Origin of the sequence: Brachybacterium halotolerans (assembly GCF_016623465.1) — a bacterium.
In the GTDB taxonomy this organism is placed as follows: Bacteria; Actinomycetota; Actinomycetes; order Actinomycetales; family Dermabacteraceae; genus Brachybacterium; species Brachybacterium halotolerans.
Genome location: NZ_JAEDAJ010000001.1, coordinates 273,583 through 300,173, shown reverse-complemented (window position 1 = coordinate 300,173; position 26,591 = coordinate 273,583). Strand labels below are relative to the sequence as shown.

25 protein-coding genes are annotated in these 26,591 nt (G+C 72.7%); 12 read left to right on the top strand and 13 right to left on the bottom strand.

The annotated features are described in order from the left end of the window. The first annotated feature begins 61 nt into the window (after positions 1 to 61). From tatC to I8D64_RS01280, 7 genes are read left to right on the top strand one after another with little or no spacing between them, the layout of a single operon-like run. A complete protein-coding gene (tatC, locus tag I8D64_RS01310; protein ID WP_343068382.1) occupies positions 62 to 1,003 on the top strand; it encodes a twin-arginine translocase subunit TatC in 942 nt (313 codons plus the stop codon). Then, positions 1,000 to 1,950 (top strand): diacylglycerol kinase family protein, encoded by a 951-nt coding sequence (locus I8D64_RS01305; protein WP_200500708.1) that lies wholly within the window; start codon positions 1,000 to 1,002, stop codon positions 1,948 to 1,950. The genes tatC and I8D64_RS01305 overlap by 4 nt, the downstream gene beginning before the upstream one ends. Continuing rightward, on the top strand, positions 1,950 to 4,913 hold the full coding sequence (locus I8D64_RS01300; RefSeq protein ID WP_200500707.1) for a DEAD/DEAH box helicase: 2,964 nt from the start codon (positions 1,950 to 1,952) through the stop codon (positions 4,911 to 4,913). The genes I8D64_RS01305 and I8D64_RS01300 overlap by 1 nt, the downstream gene beginning before the upstream one ends. Before the next feature lie 49 nt (positions 4,914 to 4,962). Next, complete coding sequence (locus I8D64_RS01295) at positions 4,963 to 5,730, top strand: hypothetical protein (RefSeq protein WP_200500706.1); 768 nt, start codon at positions 4,963 to 4,965, stop codon at positions 5,728 to 5,730. Then, entirely contained in the window at positions 5,730 to 7,394 is a 1,665-nt protein-coding gene (gene lnt, locus I8D64_RS01290) for an apolipoprotein N-acyltransferase (protein WP_200500705.1), read from the top strand. The genes I8D64_RS01295 and lnt overlap by 1 nt, the downstream gene beginning before the upstream one ends. After that, complete coding sequence (locus tag I8D64_RS01285; protein WP_200500704.1) at positions 7,391 to 8,176, top strand: polyprenol monophosphomannose synthase; 786 nt, start codon at positions 7,391 to 7,393, stop codon at positions 8,174 to 8,176. Before lnt ends, I8D64_RS01285 begins: the two co-directional genes overlap by 4 nt. Before the next feature lie 4 nt (positions 8,177 to 8,180). Next, a complete protein-coding gene (locus I8D64_RS01280; protein WP_200500703.1) occupies positions 8,181 to 8,810 on the top strand; it encodes an FxsA family protein in 630 nt (209 codons plus the stop codon). 117 nt (positions 8,811 to 8,927) lie between these two features. On the opposite strand, the gene I8D64_RS01275 is transcribed toward I8D64_RS01280, so the two are convergent. The 5 genes from I8D64_RS01275 to I8D64_RS01255 all read right to left on the bottom strand — a co-directional run bounded on the left by I8D64_RS01275 (position 8,928) and on the right by I8D64_RS01255 (position 13,284). Then, positions 8,928 to 9,278, bottom strand: a complete 351-nt coding sequence (locus tag I8D64_RS01275) for an RNA polymerase-binding protein RbpA (RefSeq protein ID WP_200500702.1) — start codon at positions 9,276 to 9,278, stop codon at positions 8,928 to 8,930. A 110-nt stretch (positions 9,279 to 9,388) separates the two neighbouring features. After that, positions 9,389 to 10,210: a glycerophosphodiester phosphodiesterase family protein gene (locus I8D64_RS01270; RefSeq protein ID WP_200500701.1), complete on the bottom strand. Its 822-nt coding sequence runs from the start codon at positions 10,208 to 10,210 to the stop codon at positions 9,389 to 9,391. After that, positions 10,182 to 11,114: an SURF1 family cytochrome oxidase biogenesis protein gene (locus I8D64_RS01265; protein ID WP_200500700.1), complete on the bottom strand. Its 933-nt coding sequence runs from the start codon at positions 11,112 to 11,114 to the stop codon at positions 10,182 to 10,184. Before I8D64_RS01265 ends, I8D64_RS01270 begins: the two co-directional genes overlap by 29 nt. Then, on the bottom strand, positions 11,111 to 11,509 hold the full coding sequence (locus I8D64_RS01260; RefSeq protein WP_246482629.1) for a hypothetical protein: 399 nt from the start codon (positions 11,507 to 11,509) through the stop codon (positions 11,111 to 11,113). The genes I8D64_RS01265 and I8D64_RS01260 overlap by 4 nt, the downstream gene beginning before the upstream one ends. A 119-nt stretch (positions 11,510 to 11,628) precedes the next feature. Next, entirely contained in the window at positions 11,629 to 13,284 is a 1,656-nt protein-coding gene (locus I8D64_RS01255) for a hypothetical protein (RefSeq protein WP_200500698.1), read from the bottom strand. Positions 13,285 to 13,439: 155 nt separating this feature from the next. Between I8D64_RS01255 and I8D64_RS01250 the strand changes: the two genes are divergently transcribed. Both I8D64_RS01250 and I8D64_RS01245 read left to right on the top strand, forming a co-directional pair. Beyond that, complete coding sequence (locus I8D64_RS01250; protein ID WP_200500697.1) at positions 13,440 to 14,165, top strand: beta-ketoacyl-ACP reductase; 726 nt, start codon at positions 13,440 to 13,442, stop codon at positions 14,163 to 14,165. A 79-nt stretch (positions 14,166 to 14,244) separates the two neighbouring features. Beyond that, positions 14,245 to 14,766, top strand: coding sequence for a SixA phosphatase family protein (locus I8D64_RS01245; RefSeq protein WP_200500696.1), 522 nt, complete (start codon positions 14,245 to 14,247; stop codon positions 14,764 to 14,766). Between the two features lie 25 nt (positions 14,767 to 14,791). On the opposite strand, the gene serB is transcribed toward I8D64_RS01245, so the two are convergent. Together serB and glgC are read right to left on the bottom strand one after the other, a co-directional pair. Further along, entirely contained in the window at positions 14,792 to 15,508 is a 717-nt protein-coding gene (gene serB / locus I8D64_RS01240; protein ID WP_425490256.1) for a phosphoserine phosphatase SerB, read from the bottom strand. Between the two features lie 81 nt (positions 15,509 to 15,589). Then, on the bottom strand, positions 15,590 to 16,828 hold the full coding sequence (gene glgC / locus I8D64_RS01235; protein WP_200500695.1) for a glucose-1-phosphate adenylyltransferase: 1,239 nt from the start codon (positions 16,826 to 16,828) through the stop codon (positions 15,590 to 15,592). A 146-nt stretch (positions 16,829 to 16,974) separates the two neighbouring features. Here glgC and glgA point away from each other — a divergent pair, with 146 nt between their 5' ends. Next, complete coding sequence (glgA, locus tag I8D64_RS01230) at positions 16,975 to 18,177, top strand: glycogen synthase (protein WP_200500694.1); 1,203 nt, start codon at positions 16,975 to 16,977, stop codon at positions 18,175 to 18,177. 43 nt (positions 18,178 to 18,220) lie between these two features. Here glgA and I8D64_RS01225 read toward each other — a convergent pair whose 3' ends face one another. From I8D64_RS01225 to I8D64_RS01215, 3 genes are read right to left on the bottom strand one after another with little or no spacing between them, the layout of a single operon-like run. Further along, entirely contained in the window at positions 18,221 to 19,027 is an 807-nt protein-coding gene (locus tag I8D64_RS01225) for a hypothetical protein (protein ID WP_200500693.1), read from the bottom strand. Then, positions 19,024 to 20,556 (bottom strand): RNB domain-containing ribonuclease, encoded by a 1,533-nt coding sequence (locus I8D64_RS01220; RefSeq protein ID WP_200500692.1) that lies wholly within the window; start codon positions 20,554 to 20,556, stop codon positions 19,024 to 19,026. Before I8D64_RS01220 ends, I8D64_RS01225 begins: the two co-directional genes overlap by 4 nt. Before the next feature lie 43 nt (positions 20,557 to 20,599). Next, on the bottom strand, positions 20,600 to 21,994 hold the full coding sequence (locus tag I8D64_RS01215; protein WP_200500691.1) for a cation:dicarboxylate symporter family transporter: 1,395 nt from the start codon (positions 21,992 to 21,994) through the stop codon (positions 20,600 to 20,602). 194 nt (positions 21,995 to 22,188) lie between these two features. On the opposite strand from I8D64_RS01215, the gene I8D64_RS01210 reads away from it, so the two are divergent. Continuing rightward, positions 22,189 to 22,980: an ABC transporter ATP-binding protein gene (locus tag I8D64_RS01210; protein ID WP_200500690.1), complete on the top strand. Its 792-nt coding sequence runs from the start codon at positions 22,189 to 22,191 to the stop codon at positions 22,978 to 22,980. Between the two features lies 1 nt (position 22,981). After that, entirely contained in the window at positions 22,982 to 23,884 is a 903-nt protein-coding gene (locus I8D64_RS01205) for a TrmH family RNA methyltransferase (RefSeq protein WP_200500689.1), read from the top strand. Between the two features lie 24 nt (positions 23,885 to 23,908). On the opposite strand, the gene I8D64_RS01200 is transcribed toward I8D64_RS01205, so the two are convergent. The 3 genes from I8D64_RS01200 to I8D64_RS01190 all read right to left on the bottom strand — a co-directional run bounded on the left by I8D64_RS01200 (position 23,909) and on the right by I8D64_RS01190 (position 26,567). Further along, entirely contained in the window at positions 23,909 to 24,691 is a 783-nt protein-coding gene (locus I8D64_RS01200) for a class I SAM-dependent methyltransferase (RefSeq protein ID WP_200500688.1), read from the bottom strand. Positions 24,692 to 24,759: 68 nt separating this feature from the next. After that, positions 24,760 to 25,425: a hypothetical protein gene (locus I8D64_RS01195; protein ID WP_200500687.1), complete on the bottom strand. Its 666-nt coding sequence runs from the start codon at positions 25,423 to 25,425 to the stop codon at positions 24,760 to 24,762. A 110-nt stretch (positions 25,426 to 25,535) separates the two neighbouring features. Then, positions 25,536 to 26,567 (bottom strand): NAD(P)-dependent alcohol dehydrogenase, encoded by a 1,032-nt coding sequence (locus I8D64_RS01190; RefSeq protein ID WP_200500686.1) that lies wholly within the window; start codon positions 26,565 to 26,567, stop codon positions 25,536 to 25,538. Positions 26,568 to 26,591: the final 24 nt, after the last annotated feature.

The following is a 26,591-nucleotide window of genomic DNA, read 5'->3' as shown; positions in this document are numbered from 1 at the left end:
ATCTGACGGGTCCGGGCGTCCCAGGCGCCCGGACCCTCGATGCCGGAAGGACGAATCGCCCGTGGCGCAGAACCAGACCTCCGACGAGGCCGCCGAGCCCGCGAGGGCTCGCCGGGGCCGCGGCTCGTCGAAGTCGTCGACGAAGAAGAGGCGTCGTCGTGACCCCGAGGGCCGCATGGCCCTCAACGAGCACCTCATCGAGCTGCGCAACCGGCTCGTGGTCTGCGCCGTCGCGATCCTCCTGCTCGCCGTCGTCGGCTGGTTCGTCTTCCCGTACGTCTACTCCTTCCTGCAGCGACCGTTCGACGCCGCCAAAGTGCTGAACCCGAACCTCGACGCGCGGATCAGCTACACGAAGGCCGGCGACTTCCTGAGCACGAAGCTCCAGATCTCGGCGTACATCGGCCTGATCCTCTCCGCTCCCGTGGTGATCTACGAGATCTGGATGTTCCTGGTTCCGGGTCTGCACAAGACGGAGCGCCGCTACGCGATCGGCTTCTTCGGCTCCGCGATCCCGCTGTTCTTCATCGGCTGCGTGGCCGGCTACTGGATCATGGACAAGGCGATCCCGATCCTCCTGAGCTTCGCCCCGAACAGCGAGGCCGTCACCGCCAACCTGAACTTCGGCGACTACCTCAAGCTGTTCATCAAGACGATGCTGGCCTTCGGAGTCGCCTTCGACCTGCCCGTGGTGCTCGTGCTCCTGAACTTCCTCGGGATCCTCTCGGGCCGCAGCATGCTCAAGGCCTGGCGCTGGGTGGTCTTCCTGTGCTTCGCCTTCACGGCGGTCATGGTGCCCACGCCCGATCCGTTCACGATGATCGGGATGACCCTGCCGATGGTGGCCCTCTACTTCGCCGCTGTCGCCGTCAGCTTCTGGAACGACAGACGCCGCCGGAAGGCCGAGGGCGCCGAGCTCGACGACGAGCAGGCGAGCAGCATCGACGACGCCCCCGAGGCGATCGACGGGCCGTCGTCCCTCGACGAGGACGACGACCGGTGAGCCGCCTGCGGATCGGATTGCTGACGAATCCGTCCGCCGCCCACGGCGCCGCCCAGCGCACGGGGCGCCAGGTCGCCCACCTCCTGCGGATCGCCGGCATCTCCGTCGTCGAGCTCACCGCGTCCAGCGCGGCCGTCGCCCGCGCCCGCGCCATGGAGATCCGCGAGACCCTCACGGCGCTCGTGGTCGTGGGCGGGGACGGCACGGTCGCGCTCGGCGCCCAGATCGTCGCGAACACGGCGGTGCGCCTCGGCGTCGTCCCCGCGGGGAGCGGCAACGACTTCGCACGCGCCCTGGGTCTCGATGAGACCGACGTCGAGGCGTCCGTGCGCAACCTCCTGCACGCGCTCTCGCGGCCCGTGGTGACGATCGACGCCATCGAGCTGCGGGCCGACGTCGAGGACGGCCATCCGGCCGGCGCCCCGTCGATCGCCGTGGGCAACGTGTCGCTCGGCTTCGACGCGCTCGTCAACGCGCGCGCGAACTCCTCGCGGCTCTCGCCCCGGCTGCGCTACACGGGCGCCGTCATGCGCGAGCTGGCCTCGTTCCGGCCCTACCCGTACTGGATCGAGGTCGACGGAGGCCCCCGGGAGGAGATCGACGCGAGCCTGGTGACCCTGTGCAGCACGGGGATCTTCGGCGGCGGGATGCGCCTGGTGCCCGACGCCCGCGTCGACGACGGCCTGCTCGATCTCGCGATCGTCTCCGGCCTCGGCCGCGGCGGGCTCGTGCGCTTCTTCCCGCGGGTCTTCCGCGGCACCCACACGGACCTCTCCGTCTTCTCGGTACGGCAGGTCCGCGAGATCCGGCTGGGTCTGCGGGAGCCGATGCTCCTGCGCGCCTTCGCGGACGGCGAGCCGCGCAGCCAGCTCCCCGTGCGCGCCCGGGTCCTCCCGGGGGCGGTGCGCATCCTCGCCGACCTCTCCCACGCGGACGGGAGGGAATGATGACCTCGCCCTCGGAGGCCTACGCCCGGTTCCGCGCGGAGCAGCGGCGCCAGGGGACCGAGCTCGCCGTCTTCCGCGAGCGCTTCGACTTCGCCCTCGACCCCTTCCAGGTCGACGGCTGCGAGGCCCTCGAGCACGGCGAGTCCGTCCTCGTGGCGGCGCCCACGGGCGCCGGCAAGACCATCGTCGGCGAGTTCGCGATCCATCTCGCCCTCTCCCAGGGGCGCAAGGTGTTCTACACGACGCCGATCAAGGCGCTGTCGAACCAGAAGCACGACGAGCTGCGCGCGTGGCTCGGCCACGAGAGGGTCGGCCTGCTCACCGGGGACGTGAGCCTGCACCCCGAGGCCGACGTGGTCGTCATGACCACCGAGGTGCTGCGCAACATGCTCTACGCGGGCTCGCCGCTGCTCGACGGCCTCGGCGTCGTCGTGATGGACGAGGTCCATTACCTCGCGGACCGGCTGCGCGGACCGGTCTGGGAGGAGGTCATCATCCACCTCGACCGCTCCGTGCAGCTCGTCGCCCTCTCGGCCACCGTCTCGAACGCCGAGGAGTTCGGGACCTGGCTGCAGGAGGTGCGCGGGAGCACGGCGATCATCGTCTCGGAGACCCGCCCCGTGCCGCTGTGGCAGCACGTGCTCGTGGGGACCGAGCTCATGGACCTCTTCGTCGACGAGGACGGCGAGAGGGTGGTCTCCCACGGCCCGGGAGCACTCGGCCGCAGCGAGATCAACCCCGACCTCGAGCAGGTCTCCTCGCTCTCGGCCCCGATCGACGGTCGGCGTGGGGGAGCGCGCGGCGGCCCCGGCGGCGCCGGCGGCCAGGGAGCACGCGGCGGCAGGGGCCACGGAGGCCGCGGGCGCAGCGACCGCCGCGGCACCCGCGGACGCCACCGCCCGCGCGGCCACGACCGGCACAGCGGCGACGGGCGGCACGGCGGGGACGGCCGTCATGGCGGGGACAGGCACCGCGGCAGCAGCCGCGGCGAGACTGGCCACGCCCCGCACCTGCCGCGGCCGCCCCGGCAGTCGGAGATCATCGCGATCCTGGACGACGAGGGCCTGCTGCCGGCGATCTTCTTCATCTTCTCGCGCGCCGGCTGCGACGCCTCCGTGCGCCGACTCGACCAGTCGCGCGTGCGCCTGACCACCGACACCGAGCGGGCGCGCATCCGCGCGTTCCTCGACGAGCGCCTGTCCGTGATCGGCGCCGAGGACGAGCAGGTCCTGCACCTGGCCCAGTTCCGCCGCGCCGCCGAGAACGGCTTCGCCGCCCACCACGCCGGCATGCTCCCGCTGCTCAAGGCGTGCGTCGAGGACCTCTTCGAGGAGGCCCTGATCAAGGTCGTCTTCGCCACCGAGACCCTCGCGCTCGGCATCAACATGCCCGCGCGCTCCGTCGTCCTGGACAAGCTCACGAAGTTCAACGGCGTCGAGCACGCCGATCTCACGCCGGGGGAGTTCACGCAGCTCACCGGGCGGGCGGGCCGCCGCGGCATCGACGTCGAGGGCCACGCGATCGTCGTCGCCGGCCCCGGGTTCGACGCCTCCGCGGTGGCCTCCCTCGCCTCCCGGCGCACCTTCCCGCTGCGCTCGGCCTTCCACCCGACGGCGAACATGGCCGTGAACCTGCTGAGCCGCTTCGATCTCGAGCAGGCCCGCGAGACCCTCGAGATGAGCTTCGCCCAGTTCCAGAGCGACCGCAGCGTCGTGGGCCTCGCCCGCCGAGCCCGCGAGCTCGAGGACACCGTCTCCTCCTACCGCGAGGCGGCGGTCTGCGAGCGCGGCGACCTGGACGAGTACGCGGAGATCCGGCGCCGCATCACCGAGCGCGAGAAGACCCTGTCCCAGCGCCGCTCCGCGGTCGACCGCGATCGCACCCTGAAGGCGCTGCGCGCGCTGCGGCGCGGAGAGGTGATCGCCCTCCCGGGCGGCCGGCGCCAGGGGTACGCGGTCGTGCTCGACGTGGACCGCGAGGTCCTGGGCGGTCCGCAGGTCGACGTGCTCACGACGGAGGGCCGCGCCCGCAGCCTCCGTCCCGGGGACGTGCCCAGCCCTCCTGCCGTGATCGACACCCTGCGCCTGCCGCGGCCCGACCGCATGGGCTCGGCGAAGGTCCGCAAGGACACCGCCGCCGCCCTGCGCGAGCGCCTGGCCGGGCACGATCACGACGCGCGCGCAGAGGTCCGTCGTCTCGCCGGGCGCACCCCGTCGACCGCCGCCGAGGATCCCGAGCTCATCGAGCTGCGCGAGCGCATGCGCGCCCACCCCTGCCACACCTGCCCCGAGCTCGAGGCCCACGAGCGGTGGCTGCAGCGCCTCGGCCGCGCCGAGAAGGACCTCGCCTCCGTGCAGCGGCGCATCGAGGGCCGCACCTCGTCGCTGGCCCGCCAGTTCGATCGGCTGATCGCCCTGCTCACCGAGCTCGGGCACCTCGCCGAGGATCCCGACGGCGCCCTGCGGCCGACGGAGCGCGGTCTGCGCCTGCGCCGACTGTTCTCCGACCGCGACCTCCTGGTCGCCGAGTGCCTCGAGCGCGGCGCCTGGGACGACCTGCGCCCGGCGGAGCTCGCGGCGATGGTCTCCGCCTGCACCTACGAGGCACGGCGCGACTCCCCGCAGGCGCCCGAGCTGCCTCCCGGCGCCCGCTTCGATGCGGCCCTGGCCGCGACCGAGCGCGTGGCGAAGGACCTGCGCTCCGCCGAGGAGCGCCACGGCGTCGACCCGACGGCGCCCCCGGATCCCGCGGTCAGCGCGATCATGCACCGCTGGGCGAGCGGCGAGCATCTCGCCGCCGCCCTCCAGGACGCGGATCTCACCCCGGGGGACTTCGTCCGCCACTGCCGCCAGGTGGTGGATCTGCTCGAGCAGCTCACCGACTCGCCGCACGTCTCCCTCTCAGCCAGGGATGCCATAGTCGGCGTGCGCCGCGGACTCGTCGCCCAGGAGATGGAGCGATGACCGCCGCGAGCAGCCCCCTCTCACCTCGTCCGCAAGGAGGACCCCGGTCATGACCGCGCCCGGCACCGATGCCCCGTCGACCTCCGCTCAGGACGATGTGCTCTTCACCGGCGTCGTCGTCTACTCCACGCAGGATCCGGAGGCCTCCGCCGTCCTCGTCTCCGGGGGGATGGTGGCCTGGATCGGGCCGACGGAGACCGCCGAGGGCCTCCACCCCGGTGCGCGCCGCATCGACGCGACTGGCTGCCTGCTCACGCCCGGGTTCGTCGACTGCCTGCCCACCGCCGACGGCGCCGCCGTCGACGATGCCTGGCGTGCGTCCGCGGCCTCCCGCGGCATCACCGGAGCGGTTCCCGGGAGCGCGGGCATCCGCGAGGGCATGCGCGTGCTGAGCCCCGTCGCCGAGCCGCTGCCCCTCAAGGACCTCAGTGCGCAGGGCGTCCCGCTCGCCTTCGGCTCGCTCGGGGCCGAGGACGCCCTGGACCCGTGGAGCTGGGTGCGCGCCGCCGCCCACGGCGGGGATCCTGCCCAGCGCATCAGCGACCGGGCGGCGTTCCTCGCCTCCACGCGCGCCGGCCTGCGGCTGCTGGACGTGCCCCATCCGGGTGCCCTGAACCTCGGGGTCGAGGCGACGCTCGTGGTGTGGGAGCCCTGGGACTTCACCGTCCATTCCTCGGACATCCGCACCAACGCCTGGTCCGTCGACCCCCGCTCGCGCACGCCCATGCTCCCCGACCTCACCGAGGGCGCACCGCGGGCGCTGCGCACGCTCGTGCGCGGCGAGATCGTCCACGACGTCCCGGGGGCCCTCGGCTGATGACACGGACCACGAGCGGGGCCCGCGGCGCCCAGCCGGCGGTGCGGCGCGGAGTGCGCACCCCGCGCGACCAGGTGGCGCCCACGCCCGTGCTCGCAGCGCTCGTGCTGGGGGTGCTGGGCGGCGTCGGCGCCCTCGCCGCCTTCCCGCCCCACGACCTGTGGATGCTGCTGCCCTTCGCGATCGCGGCCCTGAACGCGTGCGTGCTCACGCGGCGCTGGCACGTCGCGGCCCTGGCCTCCCTGCTCTGGGGCCTGGCCTTCTTCTTCCCCCTCACCATCTGGGCGAAGACCTACGCCGGCTCCGCCCCGTGGCTCGCCCTCGGCGCCTTCGAGGCCCTCTACATCGTCGTCTACGGGCTCGCCGCGCGCGCCGTGCTCGTGCGCCGCGGCATCGGCCTCGGCTCCGGGATCGTGCTGGCCGCACTCTGGGTGGCCGTCGAGACCCTGCGCTCGACCTTCCCCTGGGGCGGACTGTCCTGGGGCTCGGTCGCCTTCGCCCTCAGCGACTCGCCGCTGCTGAACCTCGGCCCGTGGATCGGCACCGCGGGCCTGTCCTTCGTGGTCGCCCTGCTCGGGCAGTTCCTGTGCGGGGGAGCGCTCGCCCTGCTGGGACGGCGCCATCGCGGCGTGCGAGGGCTCAGCGGGGTGTGGCCGATGGCGACCGTCGTCGGCGTCGTCATCGGCACCATGGTGGTCCCGCTGCCCAAGAACCCCGCCCCGTCGGACGACGGCTCGATGACCGTCGCGGGCGTCCAGGGCAATGTGCCGCCCATCGACCCGGAGAGCCTCGCCATGCCCTCCGAGATCTTCCCGAACCAGCTCACGGCGACGGCCGACGCCGTCCAGCAGGTGCGCGAGGACGGCGGGCAGCTGGACCTCGTGGTCTGGCCCGAGGACTCCACCGGCTGGGACCCGCGCGCGGACGCCTCCCGCGGCCAGGCGATCACCGCCGCCGCGCAGGACGCCCAGGCGCCGATCATCGTCGGCACCCAGACCCCCACGGACGACGGCGGCCGGTACAACAACTCCCTGCTGTGGACCACGGACGGCACCGTCGCCGGCGTCTACGCCAAGCGCCACCCGGTGCCCTTCGGCGAGTACATCCCCTACCGCTCGTTCTTCCGCACCCTGAGCGACAAGGTCGACCTCGTCTCCTCGGACATGAAGGCGGGCACGCAGCCGGGCGTCTTCGACGTCGACGGCCACGGCGTGGGCGTGCTCATCTGCTTCGAGATCGCCTACCAGAACCTCGTGGACGACGTCGTGGACGACGGCGCCCAGATGATCGTCGTGCAGTCCAACAACGCCCTGTTCGGCGACTCCGACGAGGCGATCCAGCAGGTCGCCGAGGCGAAGGTGTTCGCGGTCGTCAGCGGCCGCAGCGTCGTGCACGTCTCGACCGTCGGCCAGAGCGCGATCTTCACCCCCGAGGGCCGCACCCTGGACTACCAGGACCACTGGACGCAGGGATCGGTGATCGGCGAGGTGCCGCTGCGCACCGGGATCACGCCCGCCGTCGCGGCCGGCCGCTGGCCCGAGATCGTGCTCTCCGCCCTCGCGGTCGCCGGGCTCCTGTTCGCGGGTGCCGGCGGACGCCGGGCCGTCGCCCCCGCGGTCCGTCGGCGAGACCGCGTCGCCGCCCGCGGCGGAGGCTCCCGATGACCCCCCGCGTCCTCGTCGTGATCCCGACCTACGACGAGCGCGAGACGCTCCCCTCGACCCTCGCGCGCCTGCGCGCGGCCGTCCCGGACGCGCACGTGCTCGTGGTCGACGACGCCTCCCCGGACGGCACCGGCGAACTCGCCGAGTCCCTCGCGCAGGACGATCCGCAGGTCGACGTCCTCCACCGCGCGGGCAAGGAGGGCCTCGGCCCCGCCTACCTCGCGGGGTTCCGCTGGGGGCTCGAGCGCGGCACCGAGGTGCTCGTGGAGATGGACGCCGACGCCTCCCACCGTCCCGAGCAGCTCCCGCGCCTCCTCGACGCGGTCGAAGGCGGGGCGGACCTCGCGATCGGCTCGCGGTGGGTGCCGGGCGGACGCGTCCACGACTGGCCGCTGCGCCGCCTGCTGCTCTCGCGCGCCGCGAACGTCTACGCCCGCCTCGCCCTGGGGCTGCGGGTGCACGACGCCACCGCGGGATTCCGCGCGTATCGCGCCCCGCTCGCGCGGGTGCTCGTCGACGCCGGGCCGGCGTCCCAGGGCTACTGCTTCCAGGTCGACATGACGCGGCGCTCCGCCGCGCGCGGGGCCGTCGTCCGCGAGGTCCCGATCGACTTCGACGAGCGCACCGAGGGCGCGAGCAAGATGAGCTCGGCGATCGTGCGCGAGGCGCTCGTGCGGGTCACGTGGTGGGGAGTGCAGCGACGCTCCCAGCAGCTCCTCACCCTGCTCCGATACCCTGGTCGCCACACATCACGTGAGAGTTCGCTCCCGTCCGGCAGGTGATCCCATGAGCTCCACCTTCTCGTCTCCCAGCAGTTCCTCGTCCAGCGGCCGCTCGTCCAGCGGCTCGTCGTCCGCCGGCTCGTCGACCGGCGCATCGCAGGGCCGTCCGCCGTCGGGCCGGCGCTCCCGGCTCGCCCCGCTGCTACCCTACGCGGCGCTCGCGCTGGGCATCGTGGAGATCGCGCTGCTGATCCTCATCGGCGTGAGGTCCTCGCTGTGGTGGTCGCTGCTCATCATCGTCGTCGGCTGGATCGTGGGCGTCGCCCTGCTGATCGCGGCGGGCCAGCAGTCCTTCTCCCGCGCGCGCTCGCTGTGGCGGGCCCTGCGCGGCACGGGGGACGTGCAGAAGCACCTCAGCCGCCCGGCGTTCACGGTGCTGGCCGCCGCCTGCTTCTTCTTCCCGGGCATTCTCACGGACATCGTCGGGATCATCCTGCTGCTGACGCCCGTCCAGCGCCGCACGGTCGAGGGACTGGGCCTCTCCGGCGGCGGCGACGCCGCGCATCGCGTCCTCTTCCGGCGCAGCTCGGGAGGGGTGATCGACGGCGAGATCGTGGTGACGCCCCAGAAGCCCTCCGGCGGCCGCTCGTCCGGCGAGTCACCGGACGGCCCGCCGCTGATCACCCAGGACTGAGGCGCCGCAGCGCCGCACCGCATGAGAAGGGCCCCGCAGCCGTCGTCGACGGTCGCGGGGCCCTTCCCATGCGGCGTGTCGGTGCGGTCGCAGCCGCCGGGCGCGAAGGCCCGTGGGTCAGAGGTTCCGGCGCTGATGCAGCTTGCCGGCGTGCAGGAGATCGAGGCGCTGGTCGAGGAGCACCTGCAGGTCCTCCTCGCTGCGGCGCTCGAGGAGCATGTCCCAGTGGGTGCGCTGGGGCTTGCCCGGCTTCTCCTCGGGCTTCTCGTGGTCGCGCAGGACGGCGGTGTTGCCGCAGCGGCACTCCCAGATCGCCGGGACGTCGGCCTCGACGGAGAAGGGGAGGATGATCGTGTGGCCATTGGGGCAGTCGTAGACGGCCTCCTGGCGCGGGGCGGCGAGGACGTTCTCGTCGGTCTCCATGCTGAAGGATCCGAGGCGGGTTCCTCGCAGGCTGCGGCTGTTCATCCGATGGTGCCTTCCTGACGGTTCCGGGGGCGGCGGTCGCGCGCGCACTGCGGCGCGACAGTGACCAGAACGTCCCGTGCGCACGGAACATTCCCGAGCCGCGGCGTGGGTCACATCACGTCGCCGGCCGGCGGCTCCGTCCCGTCGAGCAGGGCGCTCAGGCGATCGACGCGATTGGTGATGATGCCGTCGACGCCGATCGCGAGCAGCTCCCGCATCCGGGCGGTCCCGTCGATCGTCCACACCTGCACCTCGCAGCCGGCGCGGTGGGCGGCGGCGACGTTCGCGGGGGTGACGATGCGCAGCACCGACTGGGAGACGGGCACCTGCAGGGCGCCATAGGGGCGCAGCAGGGCACGCAGCGCGGGATCGGGCAGCTCGAGCGCCCGGGCGAGGACGAAGCCCGCGATCACCTCGCGCGACGGGCTGCGCACGGGAGTCACCCCGGTCGCGCTCCGCACCGCGCGCACGGCGTGCGAGGCGACGGAGCCGCGGAAGCTCGTCACGCACACGCGTCCCGCGGCGCCGGTGCGGGCGATCGCCTCGACCGCGGGGCCGACGGCCGCCTCGTCCTTGACGTCGATGTTCACCGGGACGTCCGGGAAGCTCCCGAGCACGTCCTCGAGGCGGGCGAGCGGCTCCTCCCCGGCCACCCGGATGCCCTCGAGGTCGCTCTCGTGCAGGGCATCGATGCTCCGGGGGTCGCCCGCGATGCGCGTGAGGTCGGGGTCGTGCACGGCGAGGGCGAGCCCGTCGGCCGTGGCCCGGGTGTCGGTCTCGAGCATGTCGGCGCCGGCGTCGAGCGCGTCGGAGAACGCGCGCAGGGTGTTCTCCGCGCCGTCGAGCGCGAGCCCGCGGTGGGCGATCCGCCGCGGCCACGGCCCCGGCAGGAACCGTCCGTGCTCAGCGGCGTCCGTGGTCCAGGAGCTCATCCTCTTCCTCCTCGTCCTGCGTGCGCGGGCGCGCCCTGCGCAGCTCGGCGGAGGCGGCGCGCGGGGCGACGGGCGCTGCCTCCCGTGATGTCTCCGTCCGATCGCTCCGGGCAGCGTCCGTCACGTCGTCGTCGGCCTCCCCGCCGTCCTCGTCGAGGATCTGGCGGCGCGTGCGCACCACGAGTGCGATGGGGAAGAAGGCCGCGAACAGCCACCACTGCACGGCGTAGGACAGATGCGGGCCGAGGCTCGTATCGGGCTCCTCGAGGACGTGCGGCATCGGGCTGACCGACGGGTCCTCCGAGACCAGCTCGCCGAAGGCCCCCGTGTAGACGCTGCCGCCGAGATCGGGGAGCTCGGGAGCGATCGCGCTGGGGGTGACGGTCTGGACCTGGCCCGGGGGATTCCGCCGGTTCGCCAGGGTCGGCTCGACCACGCGCATGCGCACCACGATGGTGGTGCGGCCCTCGGGCACGGGGGGTTGGCTCGCGGGCGTGGATGAGGTCTCGGCCCCGTCCACCCATCCGCGCACGACGAGCAGCGTGCCCTGGTCGGTGGTGAAGGGGACGAGCTGCCAGAAGCCCACGGAGTCCGAGAGCGGGCGGTTGCGCACCCACAGCAGGCAGTCGGGCTCGGTGCAGTACGTGCCGGTCAGCTCGACCTGCTTCCAGCGGTCGGAAGAGGCCAGCGGCGTGCCGGGGGAGGGGAGGACCTGGTCCAGTCCCACGGGCGAGGCGCTGTAGTTGGTCTCGATGACATCGGCGTTCTCGCGCTTGCCCTCGAAGCGGTGCCACTGCCAGAAGCCGAGGCCGATGCAGACGGCGGCGGCGAGGACGACGCCGAGCACAGCGCCCAGGGCGTCGCGGGTGCAGAGGCGATGCAGGATCTTCAGGGCCATTCTCATGCGGCGGTCGTGACCTCGGCGAGGGACGTCGGGGCCGTGGGGGCGGCCGGCGCGGCGGACAGGGACGACGCAGGCAGGGACGTCGCGGGCAGGGAATCGGTCGCGTACTGCATGAGCTGCACGAAGAGCACCGCGGTGCCCGCGGCGATCAGCAGTCCGACCACGGTCGCCACGATCGTCATCCCCAGGCGCAGGCGGGGCCGTGCGCGGCGCTCGGCCGGCTCCGGGAAGCCGTAGTCCTCGTGCTCGAGCTGGTTCTCCGACCAGATCCCGGGGTTCATGACGGTCACGGGGTAGCTGGGGATGCGGCGACGCACGCGGGCGCCGCTCGCGGGGACGTCCTCGGACAGGAGCAGAGGGCCGTCCTCGGCGCCACCGGCCCGCGTCCGGTCCATCCAGACCCGCCAGCCGGCGGGGACCCGGCCCCAGCGGGGGTCGGGGCGCCACCCCTCCGGCGGGAGCCAGCCGTCCTCGGGCGGCTCCGGCCAGTGGGGTGGCGGATTGAAGGACGAGGTCACTTCTTGATGTCCCAGCTGTAGGTGTCGCTTCCGGAGTCCATGACGAGCTTGTTGCCGCCCGCGCGCTTCACCGCGAAGAGCATCGTCATGGAGTACTCGTCCCCTTCGGAGAACTCGTACGGGCTGTTGCCCTCGATCCCGGAGTTCTTGAGTGAGTAGGTGTTCGAGTCGGACTGGACCTTCCCGCCGTACGGGGTCTCCACGGAGTAGTCCCAGTTCGCCCAGTCCATGGTGCCCTCGGTGACCTCCAGATGTGTGGTCACCACGAGGTACGGGCCGTACTTCGCGTCATCGATCTCATACTTCGCGTCCAGGTCCTCGGCGTTCTTCCACTCCATGGACACCTGGACCTTGCCCTTGCCCTCGGGGCCGACGACGTCGATCTCCTTCGCCGACGGGTCGACGGTGGGCAGCACGGACGGGGTGACGGTGGGCTCGGCGTCCTCGCTCGCGGACTCGGACTGCGAGGGATCCTCGGAGGTCGCGTCCTGGCTGGTGGTCGCGCCGGCCGAGGGGCTCGGGTCGTCCGAGCCGCCGAGCGCGCGGACCGCGAAGATGCCGCCGAGCACGACCACGATCGCGAGCACGACCAGCACGATGCAGCCGATCCACCAGAAGCGCGCGATGACGCCCTTCTTCGCGGGCTCCGCGGCGCTCGGCACCGTGGACCACTGGGCCTGCGGATCGCTCGCGGGGCCCGGATCCGGCGATCCGTAGGCCCCGGCCGACGAGGGCCCGTAGGCCGACGACCCCTGGCCCTGAGCCCCGCCTCCCTGGTCGTACGCCGGCGCGGCCTGGGAGCCGTACCCCTGCTCGCCGTACCCCTGGGCCTCGTATCCCTGGGCCGCGTATCCCTGGCCCTGCTGACCCTGAGCGCCATTTCCCTGAGCGCCGTAGCCCTGCGAGCCATAGCCCTGAGCCTGCTGGTCCTGGGCACCGTAGCCCTGTGCGGGCGACGCCTGGCCGTACCCCTGCGGGTCCTGACCGTAGCCCTGCGCAGGAGATCCCTGGCCGTACCCCTGATCCGCCGGGTCCTGGGCGCCATAGGCCTGCGCCGCCGGGGAGCTCTGGCCGTCCTGGGCGGCCTCCCCGTACGCGGGGGCGGCCGGCGGCTGCTGGCCGTCCGCGGATCCCGGCTGCTCGGTGGCGGGGGCCTGAGTCCCGGGCGCAGAGGGCGCGGAGGGCCCTCCGGCGTCCGCCGGGGCCAGATCGGCCGCGTCGTTCTCGCGCTCGGCGCTCTCGTACGGCGCCGAGCTGGCGAGCGCTGCCGAGGTCTCCTCCTCGCTCGGACCCGTGTACACGGCGGTCTCGGGGGACGACGCGGCCTCGGGCTCCGTGCCCGCAGTCCTGTCGTCGCCCTGCTCCGGGGCAGCATCCTGCTCCGGCACGGCACCCTGCTCCGGATCCGCGCCCCGCTCCGACGAGAGGTCCGACGCGGACGAAGTGCCCGAGACCCGCGTCGCGTCGTCGTCGAGCGCGGACTGCTCCGGGGCGTCCTCACCGGTCGGGGTCTGCGGCGCATCGTCGGCGACCCAGAAGTTCCAGCCCTCGGGAGCCGGCCCCCAGGCGGGGTCGGGCTGCCATCCCGGCGGCGGCGTCCAGCCCTCCTCGTCGATCGGCCAGTTCGGCGGGGGGTTGAAGCGGTAAGCCATCAGGGAGGAACCTTCCGGAAGGGATGCTGTACGTCCTGCCGGGACCGCGTGTGGCGGATCCCCGTGCACTGGTCCCTACGTATGCTAGAGCACCGGCCGTCCTCGGCCGCCCCGCGCATCCGCAGAGCATCCCAGCACAGCAAGGAGCACCACGCATGTCCCTCGAGAGCACGGAACCCCGCAGCGTCCTCATCACCGGCGGGAACCGCGGCATCGGCCGCGCGATCGCCGAGGAGTTCGTGCGCCGCGGAGACCGCGTGGCGATCACCTCGCGCTCGGGCCAGGAGGGCCCCGAGGGCACGCTCACCGTTGCCGCGGACATCACCGACGGCGACTCGCTCGACACCGCCGTGAAGCAGGCCGAGGCCGAGCACGGCCCCATCGAGGTGCTCGTGGCGAACGCCGGCATGACCGACGACCAGCTGCTGCTGCGCATGAGCGACGAGTCCTTCGAGAAGGTCATCGACACGAACCTCACGGGCTCCTTCCGCACCGTGAAGCGGGTCATCAAGTCGATGATGCGCAGGAAGAAGGGCCGCATCGTCCTCATCAGCTCCGTGGTCGCCCAGCTCGGCTCGCCGGGACAGGTGAACTACGCGGCGTCCAAGGCCGGCCTGCTGGGCATCGCCCGCTCGATCACGCGCGAGCTCGGTTCGCGCGGGATCACGGCGAACGTCGTCGCCCCCGGGTACATCGCGACCGACATGACCGACGCGCTTCCCGAGGACCTGCAGAAGAACTACCTCTCGCAGATCCCCGCCGGGCGCTTCGCCGAGCCCGCCGAGGTCGCCCGCGTGACCGCCTTCCTCGCGAGCGACGACGCGTCCTACATCTCCGGCGCCGTCGTGCCTGTCGACGGCGGCCTGGGCATGGGACACTGAGTCCCGCAGCGACCGTGCGTCCGGCGCCCCTGCGACCCCTGCCACCGGACACCCCAGACAGAAGGCGTGACTCGACCCGATGCCCTCCGACCCCGACAGTCGCCTGCTCCTGCTCATGCGCCACGGCAAAGCGGACAGCGCGCAGGATCCGGATCACGAGCGGGAGCTGACAGACCGCGGCCGCACGCAGGCCCGGATGACCGGCGAGTACCTCGAGTCGCAGGGCGTGCGGCCCACGCGAGTGCTCGTCTCCGACGCGGTCCGCACGCGGGAGACCTGGGAGTGCGTGCTCGCCTCGATGCCCGGCTTCGACGGCACCGTGGACTTCCTCCCGGAGATCTACGAGGGCGGGCCCGCGGAGGTGCTGGACCTCGTCCGCGCCACCGACGACGCCGAGCACGTGGTGATGGTCATCGGCCACGAGCCGACCATGGCCTCGCTCACGCACGGCCTGGCCGCGGAGGACTCCGACCCAGGATCCGTCGCCCAGACGAGGATCGGCCTTCCGACCGGCGCGCTCTGCGTGCTCTCGGGCAGCGTCCCGCACTGGTCCGACCTGGGGGAGGAGTCCCTCACACTGCACACCGTCGTCCGCAGCTGAGGAGCCGGGAGCCGCACGGGGCCGTTCAGGCCCGCTCGAGGACCCTCTCGAGATGCGGCCACACGTCGAGCAGGCTCTCACCCTCCAGGTGCACGTCGGAGACCTCGACGAGAGCGGGCTTGCCCCGGAAGGCGATCCCGATGCCGGCGGCGCGCACCATGAGCGCGTCGTTCGCACCGTCGCCGACGGCGACCGTCCGCTCGATCGGGACGCCGTGGCGGGCCGCGAGCTCCTCGAGGGTGCGGCGCTTGGTCTGCGCGTCGACGATCGGCCCGCTCACGCCTCCGGTGAGGCGGCCGTCGCGGATCTCGAAGCGGTTCGCGAGCACGTGGTCGATCCCGGCCGAGGCGGCGAGCTCGTCGACCGCCTCGTGGAATCCACCGGAGACGAGCGCCGTCACCACGCCCGCCGCGCGGCAGCGCTCCACCAGCTCGAGCGCGCCGGGGGTGGGCACGAGCGCGGCGCGGACCTCGGCGAGCACGCTCACGGGAAGCCCGGCGAGAGTCGCGACGCGCGCGTGCAGGGACTGGGTGAAGTCCATCTCGCCGCGCATCGCGCGCGTGGTGACCTCCTCGACCTGCGCGCGGGTGCCGGCGTGCTCGGCCACGAGCTCGATGACCTCCTGGGTGAGGAAGGTCGAGTCGACGTCGCTGACCAGCAGCGCCCGCGCGGGCGGGAGCTGGTCAGAGCCCTGGTCAGCGGGGGCCGACGGGGTCGCGGGGTTCTCGGGGGACTCGTTCAACGCTCTCCTCGGTCTCGTCGGGCTCGGTCCCGTCGGCCGCTCCACGCGACCCCGGCCGGCGCTCGGCGCGGACCGTCAGGATCACGACGGGGTGATGACGACTCCCTTGCCGATCACGGTGAGACCGGACTCGGTGACGTGGAAGCCGCGGGCGCGGTCCTTCTCGGCGTCCAACCCGATCTGCGTGCGGGGCGGGATCACCACATTCTTGTCGATGATCGCCCGGTGGACCTGGCAGTGCCTGCCCACCGAGACGCCGTCCATGAGCACCGAGTCGGAGACGCTCGACCACGAGTGCAGGCGCACCCCGGGGGAGAGCACCGAGTTCGAGACCTGGGCGCCGGAGACGACCACCCCGGGCGAGACGATCGAGTCGACGGCCGAGCCCACGCGGCCCGGCCCGGCGTGCACGAACTTGGCCGGCGGCACGTTGCGCGTGCCCGCGAAGGTCGCCCACTTCTCGTTGTAGAGGTTGAAGACCGGGTGGATCGAGATGAGGTCCATGTGGGCCTCGTAGAAGGCGTCGAGCGTGCCGACGTCGCGCCAGTAGTCGCGGTCGCGGTCGGTCGAGCCGGGCACGTCGTTGCGGATGAAGTCGTAGACGCCCGCCTCGCCCTGGTCGACGAAGTAGGGGACGATGTCCCCGCCCATGTCATGGGCCGAATCGGGGTTCTCCGAGTCCTTGGTCACGGCCTCCACGAGCGCATCGGCCGTGAAGACGTAGTTGCCCATGGAGGCCAGGATCTGGCTGGGGTCGTCGGCGAGCCCGGCGGTCTCCTTCGGCTTCTCGACGAAGCGGGAGATGACCTCGGGCGAGGCCGGATCGGTCTCGATCACGCCGAACTGGTCCGACTCCTCGAGGGGCTGGCGGATCGCGGCGACGGTGCAGGCCTTCCCGGAGGCGATGTGGGCATCGACCATCTGCGAGAAGTCCATGCGGTACACGTGGTCCGCACCGACCACCACCACGTAGTCCGGCTTCTCCTCCTCGATGAGGTTCAGGGACTGGTAGATCGCGTCGGCGCTGCCGCGGTACCAGTGCTTGCCCATGCGCTGCTGGGCCGGCACCGGCGCCACGTAGTTCCCCAGCAGGGAGCTCATCCGCCAGGTCGAGGCGATGTGCTTGTCGAGCGAGTGCGACTTGTACTGGGTGAGCACGACGATGCGCAGGTACCCGGAGTTGACGATGTTGGACAGGGCGAAATCGATGAGCCGGTAGATGCCCCCGAACGGGACGGCCGGCTTCGCACGATCGAGGGTCAGCGGCATCAGCCGCTTGCCCTCGCCCCCGGCAAGAACGATGGCGAGCACGGTAGACATGAACCGAGCATAATGCCCATGTGGGGGCACTCACACACCGGACCGCCGATCGTCCCGTCGCCCCCGGTCGGGACGTCCCACGGACCACCGCGTCCCACCGACCGACCCGCCCCGCAGACCATCGCCCCGCAGACCAGGAGGAGCCCATGCGCGTCGACCTGTTGACCAAGGAGTACCCGCCGGAGATCTACGGGGGAGCGGGCGTGCACGTCGCCGAGCTCACCCGGGTGCTGCGCGAGCACGTCGAGGTCCAGGTGCGCTGCTTCGGCGCGCCGCGCGAGGAGGCGGACACCACCGCCTACGAGGCGCCCGCGGACCTCGAGGGCGCGAACTCGGCGCTGCGCACGATGGGCACGGACCTGCCGATGGCCTCGGACTGCGCGGGCACGGACCTCGTGCACTCCCACACCTGGTACGCGAACTTCGCGGGCCACCTCGCCTCCCTGCTCCACGGGGTGCCCCACGTGCTGAGCGCTCACTCGCTCGAGCCGCTGCGTCCGTGGAAGGCCGAGCAGCTGGGCGGCGGCTACGCGCTGAGCTCCTTCGTCGAGCGCACGGCCTACGAGGGGGCCGCCGGCATCATCGCGGTCTCCGCCGGCATGCGCGCGGACATCCTCCGCTCCTACCCCGGCGTCGATCCCGCGAAGGTCCACGTCGTGCACAACGGGATCGACATCGACACCTGGCAGCCGAATCCCTCGACGGACGCCCTGACCTCCCGGGGGATCGACCCCGAGGCGCCGACGATCGTGTTCGTGGGCCGGATCACCCGCCAGAAGGGTCTGCCGTACTTCCTGCGCGCGGTGCGCGAGCTGCCGCCGGAGGCCCAGGTCGTGCTGTGCGCGGGGGCTCCGGACACCCCGGAGATCGCCGCCGAGGTCGACTCCCTGGTCTCCGAGCTGCAGTCCACCCGCGAGGGCGTGCACCTGATCTCCGAGATGCTCCCGCGCGGTGAGCTCACCCAGATCCTCAGCCACGCGACGACCTTCGTGTGCCCGAGCATCTACGAGCCGCTGGGCATCGTGAACCTCGAGGCGATGGCCTGCGGGATCCCGGTGGTCGCGAGCGCGACGGGCGGCATCCCCGAGGTCGTGGTCGACGGGGAGACCGGGTACCTGGTGCCCCTCGAGCAGGTGCAGGACGGCACCGGCACGCCGCTCGACCCCGAGCGCTTCGTCGCCGACCTCGCGGCCACCCTCACCCGCATGATCAGTGACCCCGAGCGCGCCCGTGAGATGGGTGCGGCCTCGCGCCGCCGCGCGGCGGAGCACTTCTCCTGGACGGCGATCGCCGAGCGCACCCTCGAGGTCTACGAGACGGTGCTGCGGGAGCACGCGGCGCGGAGCTGATCCGCCGTCCCGGCCGTGCCCGTCGTCTCCGTGGGGCGGCGGCTCAGCCGAGCTCGTCGGCGATCACGAGGCCGACGGTCTCCGTGAGCGCCTCGCGCGCCCCGTCTCGCAGATCGCGCAGCACCTCGCGGCGCTCGGACTCCTCGCCGAGGCCGCGGGCGAGCACGGAACCGGTCTCGAGCTCCTGATCGGCCAGCAGCAGGGTGCGCGCGGCGAGCGTCAGCAGATGCTCGGCCGCGGGCCCGACGTGCCGCGGCAGGGGCACGGAGGTCCAGGTCGCCGGCAGCGCCTGCAGCGCGATCGCCTCCTCGGGCACCAGGTCGAGCTCGACCGTGCCCGAGGCCGCGCGCTGCAGGGACCGCAGGAACTGGTCGCGCGCGCCACCGGCGCTCGGCACCGGTGCCGGGGCGCCCCCGCGCGCGGGGATCCGCCGCCAGGAGACGAGGGTCCCGCGCGTGCCGTCCGGTCCGAGCGCATCGGTGAGCGGCACGAGCGTGTGGTCGGCCATCCCGGCCGCGCTCACCACGATCGCCTGCTCCGCCTCGAGGGCGGAGGCGACGGCCTCGGGCGGGCCGACGAGCCCCGCGATCCGCCCGGCCACCGGGAGCACGAGGTGGACCTGGGCGAGCGGCAGGCGGCGCAGAGACGTCATCCAGTCGAAGAGGTCCTCGCCGCCCCCGGTGGTCTGCCGGTGCCCGCTGCCCTGGGAGAGCACCGCGGCGTCGTCGGGGCCGATGTCCCCGCGCAGGTAGGCGGCGCTCCACAGCACGAGCGCCGCGGCGCGCGGCAGGGCGAGGGCGTCGGGATCGGGGCGCGCGCCGGTCTCGTCGTGCTCGGGCAGGGAGCTCATGACGCGGACTCCTCGACGGGCACGAACCGCGCGCCGGCTCCCGCCACGTCGACCGACTCGAGCCGGACGCGCAGAGAACCGCCGAGCTCGCCGTCGGCCTCGACCCAGGCCGTGACGGGCGGATCCAGCAGCTGCACCTCGACGCGGACCGGGGACGTCCCGCCGCCCTTCTTCTCGTCGTCCTTCTTCGCGTCGTCCGTCTTCTCGCCCCCGCGGCGGTCGATGATCGTCCCCTCGAAGGTCTCGCCGACGAGCCCGGCGAGCGCCGTGCGCTCGACGAGGTCCAGGGCGCGGCGCTCGAGGCTTCCCGCGACCGACCCCGTGGTCTGCATGATCTCGGGGAGCAGGGGGAGCGCCGCCGCGAGCGCGGGCGGCACCTCCTCGCCGCGCGCATGGTGCAGGCAGGTCAGCAGCACGAAGCGGTCGACGAGCCGGCGCAGGGGTGCGGTCGCGTGGGCATAGGGCGCGCCGAGCGCCGCCTGCTCGGTGTCCTCCGGGAGCTCGCCGGCGTGGGTGAAGGCCGCGTAGGCGGCGCCGCGGAACAGCGATGCGGCCTGGTTGAGCAGGGCGAGATGGCGGGGATCGTGCCAGTCGAGGGTGCGCAGGAAGGCGCCGTAGTCGAGGTCCTCGGACCAGGGCACCCCGAGCGCCGCGGCCTGCCGGCGGAAGCGCCCGACGTTCTCCTCGGGGGCGGGCGGCATCGTGCGCAGGATGCCCGCGCCCCCGCGGATCATGAGATCGGCCGCGGCCATGCCGGTCATCAGCGAGATCTGCGCGTTCGCGTCCTCGATGGGCAGGATGCTGCGCCAGGCGAGGCGCACGCGGTCCCCGTCGGCCTCGACGTCCTGCTCGGGGATGTTCAGGCTCGCGCCGCCGCGCTCGGCCTCCTTCCGGGTGCGCAGGGCGCCGATCTCCTGCAGCAGGAGCATCATCGGATGGCCGTCCCCGGCGTCGATCCCGTCCTGCACGGCGTCGTAGGCGAGCTTCTCGCGCGAGCGGACGACCGCCCGGCCCAGCGACGTCCCCGTGACCGTGCCGCTGCCGTCCAGGCGCAGGTCCCATACGAACGCGGGGGCCGCCTGGTCGGGCAGCAGCGAGGCGGCGCCCTCGGAGATCGTCGTCGGATGCAGAGGGATCCTGCGGTCGGGGAGGTAGACGGTCTCGCCGCGACGGCGGGCCTCGGCGTCGAGCACCGAGTCCAGGGCGACGAACAGGGGCACGTCGGCGATCGCGTACCGCACCCGATAGCCGTCCGCCGTGCGCTCGAGGTGCATGGCCTGGTCGAGATCGGTCGAGGACGCCGGGTCGAGCGTCACGAACGGGACGTCGGTCGCGTCCTCGTGGGCGTCGGCGCCCTCGCGCCAGGCGCCGGCTGCCGCCTCGGCGGCCGCGAGCACCTCGGCGGGGAACTCGACGCTCGGCGCGCCGTCGGCCGCGGCCTCGGCGAGCAGCGCGTCGATCGCGGCCGCGATCTCCGAGGCGGCGACGGAGCCCTTCGGGGCGCGCAGGGACACGGGACGGTGGGGCACGGCGGCCTCCTGTTTCGCAGGGCCGGGATCGGGCCCGGTCAGTCTACGAGCGCCCGCCCTCGTCGGCGACGACGTGCTGGGCGTCCTCCGGCTCGGTCTCGTCGGCCGAGATGAAGGGGATCCGACCCGAGAGCACCTCGGTGACGCGCTCGCGGTCGATCGTCCGGGTGAGCGTGCCGATCACGACGGTCGCGATCGCGTTGCCCGCGAAGTTCGTGATCGCGCGCGCCTCGGACATGAAGCGGTCGATGCCCACGATCACCGCGACGCCCGGCACCAGGTCCGCCCGGTGCGCCGCGAGGCCTCCCGCGAGCGTCGCGAGGCCCGCACCCGAGACGCCCGCGGCGCCCTTCGAGGCGATGATCATGAACACCAGCAGGCCTATCTGCTGGGGGATCGTCATCGGCATCTTCATGGCGTCGGCCACGAAGATCGACGCCATGGTCAGGTAGATCGCGGTGCCGTCGAGGTTGAAGGAGTAGCCGGTGGGCACCACGATGCCGACGGTCGACTTCTTCACGCCCATGTGCTCCATCTTCGCCATCAGCGTGGGCAGCGCGGACTCAGAGGAGCTCGTGGCGACGATGAGGATGAACTCCTGGACCAGGTACTTCAGCAGCAAGAACACGTTCACGCGCGCCACGGCGAACAGCACCAGGCCGAGGATGCCGACCACGAAGATGATGCACGTGATGTAGAAGCCGATCATGAGCTTCACGAGCTCCCACACGGCGCCCACGCCCGAGGAGCCCACCACGGCCGACATCGCACCGAACGCGCCGATCGGGGCGAGCCAGAGGATCATCATCAGCACGCGGAAGATGACCCGGCGCGCGATCTCGACGGCCTTGAGCGCGACCTCGGCGGTGCGTCCGCCCACGCCCTGGATGCCGAAGCCCACGAGCAGGGCCACGAGCAGCGCCTGCAGCACGGAGCCGTCGGTGAGGGAGCTCGCGAGGGTCTCGGGGATGATCGAGGCGACGAAGTCGGCGAGCCCGCCGGCCTCCTCGGCGTCCTTCACATACTTGCTGACGTCGCCGTCGGTGGGGATCGTGAGTCCCTGGCCCGGCTGCAGGATATTGCCCACGACCAGTCCGATCGCAAGGGCGAACGTGGACATGACGAGGAAGTAGACGAGGGCGAGGACGCCGATGCGGCCGACCGTCGCCGCACTGCGCACCGAGCCGATCCCGAGCACGATCGTGCAGAAGATGATCGGCGCGATCATCATCTTGATGAGGGAGACGAAGAGGTCGCCGAGGATCTTGAACGAGGCGGCCGTGTCCGGCGCGATGAGGCCGAAGGCGATGCCCGCGAGCACCGCGACGATCACGGCGATGTAGAGGAAGTGCGGGCTGACCCGTCGGCGCTTCGGCGTCGACGACTCCTGGCGGGGCATCGGGGCCGACGGGTCGGCGGCCGGGTCGGGATGTGCCATGGTGGCGCTCCTTCGCGTCGAGGGGAGAGGGGTCGAGGGGATCGGCGCCGCGCACGGCGTCCGCGACCCCGGGCACCCTACCGTCCCCCTCGCCGGGGCGAGCGGCTTCCCCGGAGATCGGGAAGGCGATCGGGCCGACGGCAGGGTCGGGTCGCTGCACGGGAGACGGTGCCGGAGCCGATAGGCTCTGAGCCATGTCCGAGGCTGCTGCACTCACCGATGTCGTCGTCCGCCGTGGCGGGAGGAACCTGCTGGACGGGCTCACCGTCAGCATCGGGGAGGGCGAGCGCTGGGTGGTGCTGGGCCCCAACGGTGCCGGCAAGTCGACGATGATCCGCCTGCTCGCCTCCCGCATGCACCCCACGTCCGGCACGGTCGAGCTGCTCGCCGAGCGCCTGGGCCGGATCGACGTCTTCGAGCTGCGCCCCCTCATCGGCCTCGCGAGCCAGGAGCTCGCCGACACCGTCCCCGGGCACGAGAAGGTGCTCGACGTGGTGGTGACCGCCGGCTACGGGGTCGTCGGCCGCTGGCGCGAGGAGTACGAGGACCTCGACCTCGACCGCGCGCGCACCCTGCTCGACGCCTTCGGCGTCCTGGATCTCGAGGGCCGCGCCTTCGGCACCCTCTCCACCGGGGAGCGCAAGCGCGTGCTCTCCGCGCGCGCCCTCATGACCGACCCCGAGCTGCTGCTCCTGGACGAGCCCGCCTCGGGGCTGGACCTGGGCGGCCGCGAGGAGCTCGTGCGGAACCTCGCGCGCCTCGCGAAGGATCCTGCGACGCCGGTGACCGTGCTGGTCACCCACCACGTCGAGGAGATCCCGCCGGGGTACACGCACGCCCTGCTGCTGCGCGACGGGAAGGCCGTCGCCGCCGGGCCGATCGACGAGACCCTCACCTCGCAGAACCTCACGCGCACCTTCGGGCTGCCGCTGGTGGTCGAGCGCCACGGCGAGCGCTTCAGCGCCCGTTCCGTGCAGCTGGACTGAGATGGGAGCACCGGCACCGGAGGGCCCCGGGACCATCGAGGCCCCCGGCCCGCAGATCGTCCCGATCACGACGCTCGAGGACCCGCGGCTCGACGACTACCTGCGCATGACCGACGTGCGGCTGCGCGCGAGCATGGAGGTCGAGCGCGGGCTGTTCATGGCGGAGAGCTTCCATGTGATCGAGCGGGCGATGGACGCCGGCTGCGTCCCGCGCTCCTTCCTCATGTCCTCCCGCTGGGTGGAGCAGTTCGCACCGCTGTTCACGCGCTTCCCCGAGGTGCCCGTGTTCGTGGGCGAGGAGTCCCTGCTCGAGTCGCTCACGGGATTCCATCTGCACCGGGGAGCGCTCGCGGCCATGCAGCGGCCCGTCCTGCCCTCCGCCGCCGACCTGCTGCGCACGGCGCGCACGGTCGCGGTGCTCGAGAACATCGTGGACCACACGAACGTGGGCGCCATGTTCCGCTCGGCCGCCGCGCTCGACGTCGACGCCGTGCTCGTCACCCCGCGCTGCGCTGACCCGCTGTACCGCCGCTCCCTCCGCGTCTCGATGGGCACCGTCTTCCAGGTGCCGTGGACGCGGCTCGGCGCCTGGCCGCACGCGCCGCATCCTCCGGGCGAGGACACCGCGCACGACGGCGTGGACCTGCTGCACGACGCCGGCTTCGACGTGCTCGCCCTGGCCCTCACCGAGCAGGCCACGGCGCTCGACGAGGTGGACCTGGGGGCCGGCCGCAAGGTCGCGCTGGTCCTCGGCGCCGAGGGCCACGGCCTCGAGCCGTCCACCCTGAAGGCGGTCGACGAGCACGTGGTCATCCCCATGAGCGGCGCGGTCGACTCCCTCAACGTCGCCGCCGCGAGCGCCGTGGTGTTCTGGCAGCGACGGGCGGCGGTGCGGGCAGGCTGAGTCCGTCCGGTCGGCACCCGCTTCTCAGATCCCGCGGCGCGCGAGCAGGCTGAAGCTGTTGGGGAGGCGACCGTCCCAGGCCGCCGCGGGCTCCGCGTCGTCGGGCCGCCAGAACGGCTCGGGATGCTCCTCGAGCTGCTCGAGGACGAAGCCCGCCCGCACGATCGCCATCACGGTCCCGGCGAGCGTGCGCTGGTGCTCGGTGGCCCCGCGAGCGGGGAAGGTGTCGTTGACGTGGCGGGACGCGAAGTAGCCGCGGTCCGCCCGCACGCGAGGCTCGTCGGCGTCCCACGTCCACAGCGGCACGAGCGGGTGCGCCTCGTGGACGAACAGGCGACCGCCGGGCCGCAGCAGCCGGTGCATCTCCGCCGCCCAGGCGTCGAGGTCCTCGTTCCAGATCAGTGCTCCCTTGCCCGTGTAGACGAGGTCGGCGGATGCCGGATCGAGGCCCGTGTCCGGGAGCTCCGCCACAATGTATTGCGCAGCGGCGCCCAACTCGTCGGCACGGCGCTGCGCCGCCGCCACCGCGGTCGGCGAGTAGTCCACGCCCAGCACCGAGGCGGCCCCGAGTCGCAGCAGCGCGTGATCGTCGATGCCGTGCCCGCTCTGCGGGTGGATCACCTCGGCGCGCTCGACGAGTCCTGCGAGCAGACGCTCCTCACACGGAAGCAGGCGTGCGGTGCGCGCCTCGGCGAGCAGGCTCCCGTACTCGCGCACGTGCTTGCGGGAGGCGGCGTCCCAGGCGCGCCGGGTCTCCTCGTAGGTGCCCGTGAGGTCGTGGGTGCCCGCGGGTTCGCTCGTGTCCATGGAGCGAGGCAAGCACTCGTCGAGCGCGCTGTCCAGGCGTTTCGACGACGGTCGGGTGAGCTGCCGGTTCAGAACAGCGGCCGCGCCGCGGCGCGCTGGGGGATCACGACGCCGTGCAGCCCGAGCGCCTCCTGCGCGCGCTCGGGTCCGTCGCACACACGAGCGCCGGGGGAGTAGGCGGCGCGCTCGAGGGCGAGGAAGTCTCGCGTCTCTCCTCCGGTCCCCATCCTGAGAGGTCCGCCCGTCGCGACGTCGTCGCGCTCCTCCCGGGCGAGGAACGGGGGCAGCACGTCCGGATGCGGATGCTGCTCCCCGGGCGCGGCGCCGGGACGGCGGTCGGGGAGGATCCTGTGCTGGACGAGGTCGAAGGCGTTGATGTCGAGCGATGCGGCGAGCTCCGCGAGGTCGTCCCGGGCGATCTCGGCGCCCAGTCCGGTGAGGTTCGCATGGAATGCCTGACCTGCGGCGCACGCCTCGACGTCGGTGTACTTCCAGATGGGGATGCCCTGCGCGCCGTCCTCGCCGTCGACGTCCGGGTCCTCGTCGCCCTCGTCGAGGGGATATCGCCGCAGCGCCTCCTGCACGAAGGCGGCGATCCGCGGCACCGGCGGCACCGCCGTGCCCGTCTCGCCCCAGGCATGATCCGCGGCGAAGATGTGCTGGTTGAGGGCGGCGCAGGCGTCGATGGGATCAGAGGGTGTCGGTCCGAGCCAGAATCCGAGTCGATAGAGCATGCGGCAAGCATGGCCCCGCGCTCCCTGCGCCCTCTTCGATCATCCACACCGCCGTTCCTCCACAAGGATCAGCGCTGGTCAGAGCGATTCCGGTCAGGGAGCGATTCCGGTCAGAAGGCGATCTGCAGCTTCACGTCCGTCGGCCGACCCTCGAGGAAGCGCTCGAAGGCCTTCTCCGAGTCCTCGAACGCGAACGTCTCGGTGACGAAGCGGCCCAGGTCCACGGCATCGCTCGCGGCGAGATCGATGGCCTTCTGATGGATGTTGGCGTAGCGGAAGATCGTCTCGATGGAGATCCCGCGGCTCTGCGCCGTGGCGACGTCGAAGGCCACGGGCTCGACGGGCATGCCGACGAGCACCACGCGTCCGCCCGGCGCGGGGACCGTCCACAGCCCCTTGTACGCGGGAGCGGCGCCCGAGGCCTCGATCACGACCTGCGGGCCCCATCCCGAGGTCTCCGCGCGCACCCGCTCGCCGAGGTCTTCCTGGGTGGCGTCGACCGGGATGATGCCCGTGAGTCCGTCGAGCAGTCCGAGCTTCGCGCTCTGCACGTCGCTGATGTACACCCGGCTCGCCCCGCCGGCGCGCGCGGCCAGTGCGGTCATGATGCCGATCGTCCCGCTGCCGATCACGGCGACGACGTCCCCGGGGCTGATCTGCGCCTTCGTCGCGGCGAACATGCCGACGGCGAAGGGCTCGATGAGCGCGCCCTCGGCGAAGCTCAGGGCGTCGGGCAGGCGGTAGGTGAAGGCGGCGGGGTGGACGACCTCCTCGGCGAGGCAGCCGTCGATCGGCGGGGTCGCCCAGAAGCGCACGGCCGGGTCGACGTTGTAGCGGCCCTCGAGGGTCGCCCGCGAGGCGGGATCGGGGACGCCCGGCTCCATCGCGACGCGATCGCCGACGGACAGGCCGGTGACGCCCTCGCCGATCTCGACCACGGTGCCCGCGCCCTCGTGCCCGAGGATCATCGGCGCCTCGACGACGAAGGGACCGATGCGGCCTTCGGTCCAGTAGTGGACGTCGGAGGCGCAGATCCCGACCGTGTGCATCGCGATCCGGACCTCCCCGGGCCCCGGGGCGCCGGGGGAGGGGACGTCCTCGATCCCCATCCGGCCCTTCTCCTGCAGCACCAGTGCACGCATGTCTCGCTCCTCCTCGGAATGGCT

Bases quoted from the DNA above. Each gene is read 5' to 3' on its own strand.
- I8D64_RS01190 (WP_200500686.1), bottom strand. From the start codon at position 26,567: ATGCGTGCACTGGTGCTGCAGGAGAAGGGCCGGATGGGGATCGAGGAC.
- glgC (WP_200500695.1), bottom strand. From the start codon at position 16,828: ATGTCTACCGTGCTCGCCATCGTTCTTGCCGGGGGCGAGGGCAAGCGG.
- I8D64_RS01270 (WP_200500701.1), bottom strand. From the start codon at position 10,210: ATGAGCTCCTGGACCACGGACGCCGCTGAGCACGGACGGTTCCTGCCG.
- I8D64_RS01250 (WP_200500697.1), top strand. From the start codon at position 13,440: ATGTCCCTCGAGAGCACGGAACCCCGCAGCGTCCTCATCACCGGCGGG.
- I8D64_RS01265 (WP_200500700.1), bottom strand. From the start codon at position 11,114: ATGAGAATGGCCCTGAAGATCCTGCATCGCCTCTGCACCCGCGACGCC.
- lnt (WP_200500705.1), top strand. From the start codon at position 5,730: ATGACACGGACCACGAGCGGGGCCCGCGGCGCCCAGCCGGCGGTGCGG.
- I8D64_RS01215 (WP_200500691.1), bottom strand. From the start codon at position 21,994: ATGGCACATCCCGACCCGGCCGCCGACCCGTCGGCCCCGATGCCCCGC.
- I8D64_RS01200 (WP_200500688.1), bottom strand. From the start codon at position 24,691: ATGGACACGAGCGAACCCGCGGGCACCCACGACCTCACGGGCACCTAC.
- I8D64_RS01255 (WP_200500698.1), bottom strand. From the start codon at position 13,284: ATGGCTTACCGCTTCAACCCCCCGCCGAACTGGCCGATCGACGAGGAG.
- I8D64_RS01195 (WP_200500687.1), bottom strand. From the start codon at position 25,425: ATGCTCTATCGACTCGGATTCTGGCTCGGACCGACACCCTCTGATCCC.
- I8D64_RS01245 (WP_200500696.1), top strand. From the start codon at position 14,245: ATGCCCTCCGACCCCGACAGTCGCCTGCTCCTGCTCATGCGCCACGGC.
- I8D64_RS01280 (WP_200500703.1), top strand. From the start codon at position 8,181: ATGAGCTCCACCTTCTCGTCTCCCAGCAGTTCCTCGTCCAGCGGCCGC.
- I8D64_RS01300 (WP_200500707.1), top strand. From the start codon at position 1,950: ATGACCTCGCCCTCGGAGGCCTACGCCCGGTTCCGCGCGGAGCAGCGG.
- I8D64_RS01205 (WP_200500689.1), top strand. From the start codon at position 22,982: ATGGGAGCACCGGCACCGGAGGGCCCCGGGACCATCGAGGCCCCCGGC.
- I8D64_RS01260 (WP_246482629.1), bottom strand. From the start codon at position 11,509: ATGGACCGGACGCGGGCCGGTGGCGCCGAGGACGGCCCTCTGCTCCTG.
- glgA (WP_200500694.1), top strand. From the start codon at position 16,975: ATGCGCGTCGACCTGTTGACCAAGGAGTACCCGCCGGAGATCTACGGG.
- I8D64_RS01225 (WP_200500693.1), bottom strand. From the start codon at position 19,027: ATGAGCTCCCTGCCCGAGCACGACGAGACCGGCGCGCGCCCCGATCCC.
- I8D64_RS01210 (WP_200500690.1), top strand. From the start codon at position 22,189: ATGTCCGAGGCTGCTGCACTCACCGATGTCGTCGTCCGCCGTGGCGGG.
- I8D64_RS01295 (WP_200500706.1), top strand. From the start codon at position 4,963: ATGACCGCGCCCGGCACCGATGCCCCGTCGACCTCCGCTCAGGACGAT.
- I8D64_RS01285 (WP_200500704.1), top strand. From the start codon at position 7,391: ATGACCCCCCGCGTCCTCGTCGTGATCCCGACCTACGACGAGCGCGAG.
- I8D64_RS01275 (WP_200500702.1), bottom strand. From the start codon at position 9,278: ATGAACAGCCGCAGCCTGCGAGGAACCCGCCTCGGATCCTTCAGCATG.